This is a genomic window from Sorangium sp. So ce394, from assembly GCF_051474665.1.
GTDB lineage: Bacteria > Myxococcota_A > Polyangia > Polyangiales > Polyangiaceae > Sorangium > Sorangium cellulosum_D.
Genome location: NZ_CP150339.1, coordinates 2,131,068 through 2,144,075, shown reverse-complemented (window position 1 = coordinate 2,144,075; position 13,008 = coordinate 2,131,068). Strand labels below are relative to the sequence as shown.

Annotated in this window: 9 protein-coding genes; 4 read left to right on the top strand and 5 right to left on the bottom strand. The window is 74.3% G+C overall.

What is annotated here, in order from left to right; translation table 11 throughout:
• The first annotated feature begins 214 nt into the window (after window positions 1-214).
• The 3 genes from WMF33_RS07845 to WMF33_RS07835 all read left to right on the top strand — a co-directional run bounded on the left by WMF33_RS07845 (window position 215) and on the right by WMF33_RS07835 (window position 3,320).
• Window positions 215-808 carry a hypothetical protein gene (locus WMF33_RS07845; protein ID WP_061624555.1) on the top strand — a complete coding sequence of 198 codons (594 nt, stop codon included), beginning with the start codon at window positions 215-217 and terminating at the stop codon, window positions 806-808.
• Window positions 805-1,623: a type I methionyl aminopeptidase gene (gene map, locus WMF33_RS07840; RefSeq protein ID WP_061624554.1), complete on the top strand. Its 819-nt coding sequence runs from the start codon at window positions 805-807 to the stop codon at window positions 1,621-1,623. The genes WMF33_RS07845 and map overlap by 4 nt, the downstream gene beginning before the upstream one ends.
• A gap of 206 nt (window positions 1,624-1,829) precedes the next feature.
• Complete coding sequence (locus tag WMF33_RS07835) at window positions 1,830-3,320, top strand: FAD-dependent thymidylate synthase (RefSeq protein WP_437336553.1); 1,491 nt, start codon at window positions 1,830-1,832, stop codon at window positions 3,318-3,320.
• Between the two features lie 160 nt (window positions 3,321-3,480).
• On the opposite strand, the gene recN is transcribed toward WMF33_RS07835, so the two are convergent.
• The 3 genes from recN to WMF33_RS07820 form a co-directional block, all read right to left on the bottom strand.
• A complete protein-coding gene (recN, locus tag WMF33_RS07830; RefSeq protein WP_437336552.1) occupies window positions 3,481-5,178 on the bottom strand; it encodes a DNA repair protein RecN in 1,698 nt (565 codons plus the stop codon).
• A gap of 34 nt (window positions 5,179-5,212) precedes the next feature.
• Window positions 5,213-7,855, bottom strand: coding sequence for a hypothetical protein (locus WMF33_RS07825; RefSeq protein ID WP_437336551.1), 2,643 nt, complete (start codon window positions 7,853-7,855; stop codon window positions 5,213-5,215).
• A 230-nt stretch (window positions 7,856-8,085) separates the two neighbouring features.
• Window positions 8,086-8,898 carry a hypothetical protein gene (locus WMF33_RS07820; RefSeq protein ID WP_437336550.1) on the bottom strand — a complete coding sequence of 271 codons (813 nt, stop codon included), beginning with the start codon at window positions 8,896-8,898 and terminating at the stop codon, window positions 8,086-8,088.
• 195 nt (window positions 8,899-9,093) lie between these two features.
• Between WMF33_RS07820 and WMF33_RS07815 the strand changes: the two genes are divergently transcribed.
• Window positions 9,094-10,308: a DUF3829 domain-containing protein gene (locus tag WMF33_RS07815; protein ID WP_437336549.1), complete on the top strand. Its 1,215-nt coding sequence runs from the start codon at window positions 9,094-9,096 to the stop codon at window positions 10,306-10,308.
• Between the two features lie 92 nt (window positions 10,309-10,400).
• On the opposite strand, the gene WMF33_RS07810 is transcribed toward WMF33_RS07815, so the two are convergent.
• Window positions 10,401-12,080: a glycogen synthase gene (locus WMF33_RS07810; RefSeq protein ID WP_437336548.1), complete on the bottom strand. Its 1,680-nt coding sequence runs from the start codon at window positions 12,078-12,080 to the stop codon at window positions 10,401-10,403.
• Between the two features lie 29 nt (window positions 12,081-12,109).
• Window positions 12,110-12,988: a shikimate kinase gene (locus tag WMF33_RS07805; protein WP_437336547.1), complete on the bottom strand. Its 879-nt coding sequence runs from the start codon at window positions 12,986-12,988 to the stop codon at window positions 12,110-12,112.
• Window positions 12,989-13,008 lie beyond the last annotated feature (20 nt).

Below are 13,008 nucleotides of genomic sequence, written 5' to 3'. Positions count from 1 at the left end.
CCCCGTCGATGGAAGCCGTGAAACCGGTGAAGGACGAACACAGGACGACGAGACGATTCAACGCTGGGCGCACGAAGCACCGCGCGGCGCGCCGCGCGCCGCGCGCGGTACAGGGAGAACGACGAGGGAAAAACGGCCTCAACAGCGCTTGTGGCCGATGTGTGCGGGGTCCTGACAGGGGCGAGCCGACGTGCTACGAGCTCCGGTCCCAAGGATGATTTCCGCCACCGGTGCTGCTCCGCTTCGCCTCGCGCTCGCCGCGCTGGCGACCGTTGGCCCCGCCGGCGGCTGCGTCGCCGACCAGGAGCGCGCCGCGACGTCCGCCGACGCGCTGGGCGGGGCGCCCGCGTGGGAGGGGCACGCGCGCGAGGTCTTCGACGACAACATCGAGCCCGCCGCCGTGGGCTTCTCCCTGGACGGCCCCTCCCCCAGGTCCGATCCGTTCCTCCGCGAGAGGGCGCAGACGGCCGACGTCGTCGCGCGGGTCCGCGTGAGCACGGTGACCGTCGACTCGATCGGAGACCAGAGCACCTATCACCTCGGGATCCAGGTCGGCTACCCTCCCCTGGCTACACCCCGGGTGCCGGATCGGACGTTCGAGCTCCACATCCGCCCGCAGAGCCGCGCGTTCGCCATCGCCAAGGCGATCGACGCGCGGCTCCGAGGGCTCATCTTCATCGCCTTCATCCGGCGCTTCGCCGGCGTGGACGGCGAGCCGGAGATCCACTGGCACCTTTCACCTGATACAGCGGAGGTCGCCGCGGCCGTCAAGGAGGCCGTCGTCCTCGGGGAGCTGTCTGCGCCGTGAGCAACGTGAGCATCAAGACGGTCAAGGAAGTCGACGCCCTGCGGGTGGCCTGCCAGATGGCGGCCGAGACGCTCCTCGGGGTGGGCGAGATGATCCGCGCCGGCATCACCACCGAGGACATCAACACCTTCGTCCACGAGGACACCCTCCGCCGCGGCGGCTACCCCGCGCCGCTCAACTACCACGGGTTCCCGAAGAGCGTCTGCACCTCGATCAACGAGGTGGTCTGCCACGGCATCCCGTGCGATCGCGTCCTCGAGCCGGGCGACATCATCAACGTGGACGTGACCACGATCTACAACGGCTTCTACGGGGACACCTCCGCGACCTTCTACATCGGCAAGCCGTCGCCGGAGGCGAAGCACGTGACCGAGGTCTCGCGGCGCAGCCTGCAGCTCGGCATCGCGCAGGTCCGGGACGGGGCGCGCCTCGGCGACATCGGGGCCGCCATCCAGGAGTTCGCCGAGGCCGAGGGCTGCTCGGTGGTGAGGGCCTTCGTCGGCCACGGCATCGGGCGGCGCTTCCACGAGGCGCCGCAGGTCTCGCACGTGGGCAAGTACGGCAGCGGCACCCGGCTCCGCGCCGGCATGTGCTTCACGATCGAGCCGATGATCAACCTCGGCACGTACGAGGTCGAGATCCAGGAGGACAAGTGGACCGCGCTGACGGCCGATCGCTCGCTGTCGGCGCAGTTCGAGCACACCATCGTGGTCACGAGGACCGGCTGCGAGGTGCTGACCCGGCGGAGCAGGCCGCTCGCGAACAGCGAGATCTTCCCGGATCCGTTCGCCGTCTCCGAGGCGCGGGCGCTCTGAGGCGCGCGCCGGCGCCGCGCCAAGGTGGGGCGCGCCGCGCCCCGCGAACGTAGGGAGCCGCGCGCCGGCCGGCCGCGGCCAGAGGGCCGAGGTGGACCGGCGCCGACGACTGGAAACCGAGTTTTCTCGACCGATCGGCCGAGGATTAGGGGTAGAAGCAGGGCATGGCCTTGGACGAAGCGTCGCGTGCCAGAATCGCGCCGTATGTGTCGAGCCTGACGGCTGACGTCTTCTCGCTGTCGGGTCTGCCGGAAGAAGTCATCGCCGTCCTGTTCGCGTACTACTCGCGCAGCCGCGACGATCTGCGCACCAACCTGGCGCGCCTGCTCGGCGACGAGGAGCTCGACGTGGCCCCCGGCGCCGGCGACCGGCCGCACCGGGGGCTCGCGTTCGCGTCGGACAAGGCGCGGAGCTTCCACGAGAAGTGGGTCGTCGGCTACGGCCACGCGTCGGTCGCAGAGCACGCCGTGGTGCACCTCGCGCTCGAGAACGTGAGCATCGTCGCCTCCAAGGTGATCGAGGACCTGCGGCTCGGCTCCTACACGGAGAAGAGCACGCGCTACGTCGTCTTCGATCAGCACTCGTTCGTCGACCTGCCGGAGCTCGATCCGGAGCACGGCGCGAGGTACCGGGCCGCGAGCGAGCGGCTCTTCGCGACCTACCTCGACCTGGTGCCGAAGGTGACCGAGCGGCTGAGCGCGCGCGAGCCGAAGCCCGAGAAGATGTCGGACGCGGCCTACCGCGGCGCGCTGCGCGCGCAGGCGTGCGATCTCCTGCGCGGGCTCCTGCCGGCGGGGACGCGGACGAACATCGGCCTCACCGCGAACGCGCGGGCGCTCGAGATCCTGCTCACGAAGATGCTGTCGCACCCGCTCGAGGAGGTGCGCAGGGTCGCCCGCGACATGCACGCGGCGGCGCTCGCCGTGACCCCGACGCTGGTGAAGTACGCCGCGCCGAACGAGCTCCGGAAGGGGCTGCAAGCCACCGTCGCGGAGGCGATGAAGCGCGTCTACACGCCGCCGGAGGAGGGCGTGAGCGCGACGATGGTGATCAACCAGCCCGTCCGGCTCGTGCGCTACGACAAGGACGCGCTGGAGCGCATCGCGCTGGCGCTCGCGTACGAGGGCAGCGACCCGGGCGTGCACGCCTACAACCTCGGCGACGCGCTCCGCCGGGCGACGCTGCCGGAGCTCATCGCCATCGCGCAGGCGGCGTGCGCGAAGCGCGGCCCCTACGACGCGCCGCCGCGCGCGTTCGAGGCGTCGACGATGACCTTCGAGCTGATGCTCGACTACGGCGCGTACCGCGACCTGCAGCGCCACCGGATGCTGACGCCCGCGACGCAGCGGCTCACCTGCCGGCTCGGCTTCGAGACCCCGCAGGCCCTGTCGGACCTCGGCCACGCCGAGGCCTACCAGGACGCGATGCTCGCCGCGCGCGACGCCTGGCACGCGATGGAGGAGCGCTACCCCCTGGAGGCGCAGTACGCGGTGCCGCTCGGCTTCCGCGTGCGGACCCTGTGGACGCTGAACCTGCGCGAGCTCTTCCACGTGATCGAGCTCCGCTCGGCGAAGCAGGGGCACACGAGCTACCGGCGCATCGCCCAGGGGCTGTACCGCACCGCGATCACGGTGCACCCGTGGCTCAAGGACATGATCCGCGTCGATCTGAACGACTACGCGCTCGCGCGGAGCTGATCCGCGCCACGGACCCGCCTTGGCGATGCCGTCGCAGAGCGGCGGTCACCCGCACAGGAGACGGGCCCAGATCGGCGTTTTCGGCGCGCAAGCGCACTCCGGTGCGCTGAGCACCGAAAACGTCGAGGTGGGCCCGTATCCGAAGCGGGTGCCCGCCGCTCTAGAGGCGCGCCGCTTCGATGAGCTCCGTCGCGGCCCTGAGCGACGCGCCGGTGACCTTCGCGCCCGACAGCATCCGCGCCACCTCGGCGATGCGATCCTTCTTGTCGACGCGCGTCACCGAGCTCTTCGCGATGCCGCCCGCGTTCTCCTTGGCGACCACGAAGTGCGCGCTGGCGAACGCCGCGATGGGCGCGAGGTGCGTGATGCAGAGCACCTGGTGGTGGCGCGCCACGTCGCCGATCGCCCGCCCGATCTTGTCGGCGACGGCGCCGCCGACGCCGCTGTCGACCTCGTCGAAGACGTAGAGCCCCGCCGGCCCGCACTCCGCGAGCACGCGCTTGAGCGCGAGCAGCGCGCGCGACAGCTCGCCGCCCGAGGCGATGCGGCGCAGCGGGCGAGGCTCGATCCCCTTGTTGGGCGAGATGAGGAACTCGACGCGGTCGATGCCGTCCTGGCCGAGGCGGGCGCCGTCGACCACGAGCTCGGCGCGGTCGCCGCCGTGCGGCTCGATGTCCACGACCACCCGCGCGCCGCCCATGCCGAGGTCGGCGAGCTCCGCCGAGATCGCGGCGCCGAGCTTCTCGCCGGCCTTCCGCCGCTTCGCCGAGAGCTTGCGGGCGCGCTCGGCGGCGACGGCGAGCAGCGCGTCGCGCCGCCGCTCGAGCTCCGCGACGTGGCTCTCGACCCCCGCGAGGTGCTCCAGCTCGGCCGCGAGGCGCGCCCGCGCGGCGAGCACGTCGTCGAGCGTCGGGCCGTGCTGCCGGAGCAGGCCCTCGAGGCGGTACATGCGGTCCTCGATCTCGGAGAGGCGATCCGGATCGGCCTCCGCGCGCTCGGCGTAGCGGGCGATCTGGCGGGCCGCCTCGCTGAGCTCCGTCCAGCAGCCGTCGACGGCGCGGGCGACGTCGTCGAGCGCGGGGTCGATCTCCGCGGCGGCCCGGAGCTCCGAGGCGAGGCGCGCGAGCTCGTCGCACATGGCGTCGTCCCCTTGATCGAGGCGGGACGCCGCGCGCCGCGTGATGTCGTGCAGGCGGCCCGCGTGGCGGAGCCGGTTGCGCTCGGCCGCGAGATCGGCGAGCTCGCCGGGGCGCGGCGAGAGCGCGTCGATGGCCTGGAGCTGGAACGAGAGGAACGCCTCGCGCTCGCCGCGGCCGCGCTCCAGCTCGCGGGCGGCCCGGAGCTGGGCGGAGAGCGCCTCGAGCTCGCCGACGTCCGCCGCGAGCTCGCTGCGCGCCGGCACCAGGCGGCCGAAGCGATCGAGGTAGCCGAGGTGCGTCGACGGGTCGGTGAGCGCGACGCTCTCGTGCTGCGAGGCGACGTCGGCGAGCTCCGGGGCGAACGCCTGGAGCTCGCCCGCGGTGCAGAGGCGGCCGTTCAGGTAGGCGCGCGAGCGGCCGGTCGCCTGGACGACGCGGCGGATCACGAGCTCGCCGTCGCTCGCGATGCCGGCGGCGTCGAGCATCGCCATCGCGCGATCCGAGCTGCGCACGTCGAAGAGCGCCTCGATCTCGGCCTCGTCGGCGCCGGGCCGGACCTGCTCCGCGCTCGCGCGGCCGCCGAGGACCAGCGAGAGCGCGCCCACGACGATCGACTTGCCCGCGCCCGTCTCGCCGGTGAGCACGTTGAACCCAGGTTCGAGCCGGAGCTCGAGGGCATCCATCAGAATGAAGTTCTTGACCCGAAGGGCGACCAGCACAGCGGCGGGAGGATAGGAAGCTTTCGGCCCGTCGTCAGCGGATCTTCACCTGCTTCATGACGGTGACCGGGATGCCCTCGAAGGGCGGCACCGTGGCGCCGCGGAACGCGGCGGCGATGCACGCGGCGGTGGCGGTCCCGACGAGGTCGCCCCCTTCCACGCGGGCCGACATGGTCTTGCCCGAGGGCGCGAAGGTGACGGCCACGCGCGCCGTGCCCGTGAGCCCCTCGCCGGTGCACCCGGCGGCGGCGGCGGCCGCGGACGCGAGCGCGCTCGTCGCCGCGCTCTGATCGAAGCGGGCCGGCTCGTCCTTCGCCGGCAGGAGCGCCGAGGTGGCCGGCGGCTGCTTGGCCGCCGGCTTCGCGCGCTCGGGCGCGCTCGGCGCCGCAGCCCGGGCCGGCCTCTCGGCCGCCTGAGACCCCTCGCCGGCCTGCGGGCCGGCGACCGCCGCCGGCGCAGCGGCCGTCGCCGGAGCAGCGGCCGTCGCCGGAGCAGCGGCCGCCGCGGGCGCGGCGCTCGGCAAAGGCGCCGGCCCGGGCGCAATGCCCGCCTGCGCCGGCTCGGACGGCGGCGGCGCGGCCGGCTCGCCCGTCGGGACGGCCGCGGCGGATGCGGCCGGCGCGTCGGCGGCGGCGCCGAGGGCGGCGGACGGCGAGTCCGCGACCGGCTCGTCGTCGAGGGACGGCTCCCGGTCGGCGGCCTGGTCGGCGGGGGCAGGCGCGGCGGGCGGCGGTGCCACCTCGGGCGGAGCCGCCGCCTCCGGCGGGGCCGCGGCGAGCGCGCCGCTGCTGCTCGCCGGCGCGGCGTGATCCGCCGCGGCGGTGGACGAGCGGCCGCGGGCCTGCGCCAGGTACAGCGCCGCGCCGAACACGACGAAGACCACGGTCACCCAGCCGGCGATCGCCAGGTACTGGCGCGCTGCCGGCGTCGAGAGGACGCGCAGGAGAGGGCCGGCGGTGCTCGAGGTGCGCGGCGGCGCCTCTTCCTCGGCGTCCTCGGCGGACGTGTGCCCCTCGACGGCGACGAGGTCGGGCTCGACGGGCTGCGCCGGGAACGACGGGGACGAGCTGCGCTCAGCGGCGGCCCCTTCGAACAGCCCGCCGCTGATGCTCAGGATCTCGTCGTCGGCCCGGTCCTCGTTGCGGCGCGCGCCGTCCTCCGCGCCGGGCGGCGGCGCCATGCTGCGGAGGTCGATCAGGCCCGAGTCCTCCTTGCGACCGGCGCGCCCACGCAGGTCGGTCTGGCTGATCCGGTCGCCCGCCGAGCGGGCGGTCGCCCTGGGGGCGCTGCTCGCGCGCGCCGGCGGCTCGCGCGAGGGGCGCTCGTCGCTTCCCTGCTCGCGCAGCCCTTCCGCGGCGCCCGGGGCCCCGGACGCCTTCGGCCTGCCGCGCTCTCGCCGCGACGCCTCGGCGGCATGCGCCGGGCCGGCGGCCGGCGGCGGGCTCGGGAACGGCGGCGGGCCCGCGGTCTGCCGGGAGCTCGGGAACGGCGGCGGGCCCCCGGTCGGCGGCAGGCTCGGAAACGGCGGCGGGCCCGCGGTCTGCCGGGAGCTCGGGAACGGCGGCGGGCCCGCGGTCGGCGATGGAGCGAGCGACCCCAGCAGGGCGAGATCCGCCGGAGAGTCGTCGGCGGGCGCCGCGGGGCCCGGGCCCGACCGGGCGCGGCGCGTGGACGGCAGGGGCTGCGGGGCGAGCGCCGCCATGGCCTGCACGTCCTGGAGGCGGAGCTCGGGCGACGAGCGGTGCGACGAGGGCCGGCCCTCGTCGATCGACAGCGGCGCGGGGGGCAGCTCGGACAGCGGGGCCGGCGGCATCTCGGACGGCGGCGCCACGGGCCGCGGGGAGGCGCCCGCGCGCGGGGCCGCGGCGGAACGCGGTCGCATCGCCGCCGGCGCCGCCGTGATGCGGTGCTCGCGCCGCGCCGGCGGGCGGACCGGGACCGGCGTCCGCGGGACGGCGCGCGGCCTCGGGGGCGCCTCGGGCGCTGGCGCGGGCTGGCTCGCGCGCTCGTCCTCGGCGGCGTCCGCCCCGAAGGAGAGCGAGGGCGGCTCGACCCCGGGAGAGAGCATCTGCGCGAGGTCCTGGATCGAGACGGGATCGGAGTCGGCAGGAGGGAGCGCGGACGGGCTCCGGCTGGCCGCCGGCGGCGCCGCGACGCTGCGGCGCGCGTCGTCCCAGGAGACGCCGGCGAACGTGCGAGGACGCATCTGGACCTCGCGCCGCCCCAGCCCGCCGTCCGGCGTCACCACCGCGTGCTCGAGCGAGGCCTCCGCCGCCGCGTCGAGCGCGTCGAGCGCGTGCGGCCTCGGGCTGGACTCCGGCGCGTCCTCCAGCTCCTGCTGCGCGATCCGCTCCGCGAGCGTGAGCCCTCGCCGCCGCGCGGGGGGCGCCGACGCCGCCGATGCCGCGCGCCGCTCCGGGTCGCGCGCCGGCGCCGCCCTGCGCTGGATGCCCGCGCCCGGGAGCGTCGTCTCGGCGTCCAGCAGGTCGCTGGACAGCGCGGGCTCCCGATCGAGCGCGCGCCCGGAGGACGGCTCGAGCGCGCGCCCGGAGGACGGCTTCGCCCGCTCCGGGTCGCTCGGCGGCTCGCGCCGGTCGCGCCCGCTCGCGGAGCTCGGAACGACCGAGGGGGACGACCGCGGCTCACCCCGCTCGGACGCCGACTGCTTGCTCTGCATGCGGCAGGATTTGCAGACAAACGGCAGCGACGGACGCATCTCGCGTCCTACCCCGATCTCCACGTAGGCCCTGCAGACAGAGCAGGCGAGTTGCACCTTGATGAAGAGAATCGCGCAGCTCGTCTGGGCGCGCAATCTTCTTGCGATTGACCTGGGCGGCCGCCCTCGGGCTCGCCCGCTCCGCTCCGCGGGGCTCCCCCTCCACCCGGACCTTCCGCGGGGCTCGGCCCTCAGCCGGAGGGTGTTCCGGCGCGCACGGGGAGCGGCGCGGGGGGGCGCACCCAGCGCTGCTCCAGCCACGCCAGCGAGACCGGCGCGCTCCGCAGGGCCGCATCGACGGCCCGGGCGACCGGATCGGGGGCGGGCGGCGACCCGGGAGCGCGCGTCGACAGGATCCAGTTCGACAGCTCGTAGTGGTGGAGGAGCGGGGCGAAGCGGTGCGCGTCGAAGCCGGAGAGGACCTCGGCCGCGCGGCTCAGGCGATCGCAGGGCAGGAGCGCGGTGGTCACGTCGAAGAGCAGGGCGCGGAGGTCCTCGAAGGCGCGCTCCGGATCCGCGGACACGCTCTCCAGGAGCGCCTCGAAGCCGTCGTCGGAGAGCCCGGCGGCCTCGGCCGCCTCGGCCATCGCCGGCACCTGCGTGGCCAGGAACTCGGCGTTCGGCGCGTGCCCAAGGAGGCGCCCGACGAGGTACAGATCGAAGGCGCTCGCGATGGCCTCGGCGAGCAGGAGCGCCTCCGCGCTGGGCGGAGCGCCGGCGCTCGCGGCCGTGAGGGCGCGGTGGGCGAGGTGGTGCCACGCGACGTGCGCGACCACGTCCGCGGCGAGGTGATCGCTGGCGATCAGGTCGCCCTGCTCGCTCTGGCTCCAGAACGTCAGGTTCAGGAAGACGACCCGGTCCCAGCTCGCCTCGCCCTCGGGCACGCGGAAGCGGTACCCGTCGCGCCGGAGCACCTGCTTCAGATCGTCGTACAGCGCGATGTGCCGGAAAGAGCGCTCGTCGTCGATGGTGAGCTCGTCCAGGGTCAGGCTTCGCAGCTTCACGCGGCGACCTTAGACCCGGATCGTTCCATCAGCCACAGCGGAGGCGAGGAAGAACCCGGAGAGCCCGCGTGTTTGGGGCCGGAGCCGGGTTTTTCCCGACCAGCGCCGCACGTTCCCGCCCATGGCCGGTGTTGCAAGCGCCGCCGGCTTAGGCATGATGCGCCCGTTCCTGCGCCAGCCGAGGAGGCACTTCGAATGATTTCCGTCAGGTCTCTCTGTTCCATCGCGCTCGTGCTCGTCGCCAGCGGGGTCGCCGGCTGCAAGGAGGACCCGCCTCCCCCCCAGCCGGAGCAGCCGGCAAGCTCCGCGGCGGCGAACAAGGGCAAGAACCTGCGGACGCCCGTGTCGCCGATCGCGAAGGTCGACCCGCAGTCGATGAAGGAGTACCGCGTCGACGTCTGCTACTTCGGGACGCTCTCGCTGAAACAGGCCCGCGACGCCTACCTCGCGAGCCTCGGCAAGGACGAGCCCAGCGAGAAGAAGATCCCGAAGTTCGGCACCGAGGACCAGGCGAAGGCCGGCGACGCCCCGAAGGGCTTGCTCCCCGCCAAGCCGCCCGTGCCCGGCGCGGCCGCGGCCGCGGCCGCGGCGTCCGGCAGCGCAGCCGCCGGCGCCGCCAAGGCCGGGCCGACGCCGCCCGGCAAGGACGACCGCCGGCCGTTCAACTTCAGCGCGCGCGCCCCGCACGAGCGCAACGCGCGGGCCTGCACCGTCGCCCTCAGCCTGAAGGAGCCGGCCATGCCGGACGTCGACGCGGCGCTCGCCGAGTACGCGCCGTTCGCGACCGAGCTCGCGAAGAACATCGCCACGGCGGCCAACTACTACCAGCGCGAGGAGTACAAGAAGGACAGCTTCGCGAAGGGCAAGGAGCTCCACGCGAAGCTCATCGCCGACTTCCAGAAGCTCGACGCGCACTCCGACAAGCTCGGCCTCGCGGTGTCGGCGTGGCACTCGTCGCACCTGCCCGACCTCTCGAAGGCGGAGGAGGGCCAGAAGGCGGCGATCACGGCCCTCGAGGACGCGCGCGCGCTCATGGTGATCCTCGCCAGCAAGAACGTCGACCCCGCGGCGGCGAAGACCGCGCTCCAGAAGGTGGAGACGTCGACGGCGGCGCTCAAGACCCACGGCACGAGCCATCAGACCGACCCGTGGGCCAAGATCATGACCCCGGCGCTCGAGGGCTTCGTCCGCGACGTGAAGGCGGCCGAGCCGAAGCTGACCGACCAGGGGATCTCCTCCCCCGCCCTGTTCCTGCCGGTCGTCACGAGCTTCGTGTCGGTGGTCGAGGGGAAGCACCGGGCGCTCTCGCGCTCGCTCATGGCGAAGGGCCAGGCGGCGACGCGCGAGGCCGCCGGGGCCGCGCAGCCGGCGGCGCCCGCCGCGCCCGCGGCCGAGCCGCAGAAGGAGTAGCGCGCCCCGGGCGGCGCTCCCCGGAAGGGAAGCGCCGCGCGGCCGCGCGGCCGCCGATCGCGCCGCGCCTCCTGTCGGGGACGCGGACGCGATCAGAACGGGCGGCCGGTGCGGCGGGAGATGGCGAGGCGGTAGAGGGCCTCGTACTGCCGCGCCGCCTGCGCCCAGCCGGAGTTCTTCTTCATCGCCCGCAGCTGCATCGTCCGGAAGTAGGCCGGGTCGGCGCGGTAGAGGTGCACCGCCCAGGCGACGGTGTTCCCGAGCGCCATCGACGACATCTCCTCGAACTTGAAGCCCGTGACGTTGTTCTCGACGGTGTCGTCGAGGCCGCCGACGGCGCGCACGACCGGCAGCGTCCCGTAGCGCTGGCTGTAGAGCTGGTTCAGGCCGCAGGGCTCGTAGCGCGACGGCATGAGGAAGAGGTCGGCGCCCGCCTCGATGCGGTGGGCGAGCCCCTCGTTCATGCCCACGTAGACGCGGAAGCGGTCGCTCGAGCCGGCGATCCGCGAGAAGAGGTCCTCGGCCCAGCGCTCGCCGGAGCCGAGGACCACGAGCTGGACGTCGAGCGAGAGGATGTGGTCGAGCGCGCCCGCGAGGATGTCGATCCCCTTCTGGGTGGCCAGGCGGCTGATGAGCCCGAGGAGCGGGACGTCGGGGCGCTCCTCGAGGCCCATCTCGCGCTGGAGCGCCGCCTTGCAGAGGCGCTTGCCGCTCAGGTCCTCGGCCGAGTACGTCGCCGCGATGTGAGGGTCGGTCGCGGGGTTCCAGATCGAATCGTCGATGCCGTTGAGGATGCCGATCACGTCGGTGCCGCGATCCCGGAGCACGCCGTCGAGCCCCTCGCCGCCCTCCCACGTCTGGATCTCCTGCGCGTACCTGGGCGAGACCGTGGAGACGAGCGTGGCGTTGTAGATGCCGGCCTTGAGCAGGTTGATGCTGTCGTACGCCTCCAGGCAGAACCTGTGGAACTGATCCCAGCCGAGCCCCGTCGTGGGGAGCTGGTGCTTGTTGAACCAGCCCTGGTACCCGAGGTTGTGGATCGTCAGCACCGACGCGGCGCGCGCGAGCGGCGACCGGTGCTCGAGGACGTTGAGGTAGAGCGGCACCAGGGAGGTCTGCCAGTCGTGGACGTGGACGACGTCCGGCCAGAAGCCGAGCGCGTGGCACAGCTGCAGCGCGCCGCGCGACAGGAGCGCGTAGCGGGCGAGGTTGTCGCCGAACTCGCCGTGCGCGTCCCCGTAGATGCCGTCGCGATCGTAGAGCACGTCGTGCTCGAGCAGGTAAGCGCGCGGCGCGGGCGCGCCGGGGGTCTCGGGATCGAGGCGCGTCTCCCAGACGGCGGTCCACACCTCGCCCGTGCCGAGCGGGATGCCGAGCGGCTCCGGCAGCCGGCGCGGCATGAAGCGCTCCGCCGGCGCCGGCACGTCCCCGCCCTGCGGAGCGGCGAGCGCCGGCGCGTCGGCCGGCGCGGCGGCCGCCGGCGCGGCATTCGCCGGGGGAGCGGCCTCGACAACGTCGGCCGACGAGCCGGCGGCCGCCGCGGCCACCGCCGGCGCGGCGACCGCCGCGCTGCCCGGAGACTGCTGCTCGGCGCGCTCGATCTGACGGGCGAGGTAACGCTTGGCGACCCGGTAGGCCGGCATCACGACGCGCACGTCGTGGCCCGCCGCGGCGAGCGCGATCGGCAGCGCGCCCGCCACGTCGGCGAGACCGCCGGTCTTGCTGAAGGGGACGCATTCGGACACCACGAAGAGAATTTTCATGCGCGGCATGGACATGGGAGGGGGGAACGCGCCCCCGCTCAAGGCGAGCGCGTCGCGTCCCTTCTACCAGCTTCACGAGCGATCTTGACCACGCGATCGACAGAGCGGGCGAGTCCGAGCGCCGACGTGTCCACCACGAAGTCGGCTTGCTCATAGAGCGCGCGCCGCGCCTGGAAGAGCGCCCGGAGCTCCTTCATGGCGTCGGCCCGGTTGGCCATGGGGCGCGCGTCGCCCTGCTCGACCACGCGCAGCCAGTGGTCCTCGGGCTTCGCCCGCAGCCAGACCGTCACCGCGCAGCGCCGCAGCCGCTCGAAGGTCGCCGGATCGGTCACGAGGCCCCCGCCCGTGGCCATGATCCCGCGCGCGCGGGCGTCGGCGAGCCGCGCGAGCTCCTCGCGCTCCAGGCGACGGTAGTAGGCGTTTCCGTGGATCTCGAACAGGGCCGCGAGGCTCATCCCCGCGCGCGCGGCCACGAGCCCGTCGAGCTCGAGGAAGGGCACCCCGAGCCGCGCCGCGGCGCGGCCGCCGATCGTGGTCTTGCCGGCCCCGCGCAGGCCGAGCAGCGCGACGAGGACCCCGCCCGCCCCCGCCTCGCCGGAGGCCGGGCCGCGCGGCGCCTCCTCCGGGGCGAGCTCGCCCTCCGCGAGCAGCGCCGCGGCCGAGGTGCCGAGCGCGCGGCCGATGTCCTCCAGCTTCACCACGGACACGTTCGCCCGCCCGCTCTCGAGCAGGACCAGGAAGCGCTCGCTCACCCCGGCGAGCTCAGCCAGCTCGCGCAGCGTGAGCGCGAGCTCCTGGCGCCGCTGCCGGAGCCGCCCGGCGAGGTGCGCGAGGATCGGCGGCGCGCCGGCGTCGCCCGCGGCGGCCTCCGGGCCCTGCCCGGGGCGCTCCCGAGGCGATGTCTGACGGGGTGGCATCTCGATACTGCAATATATTT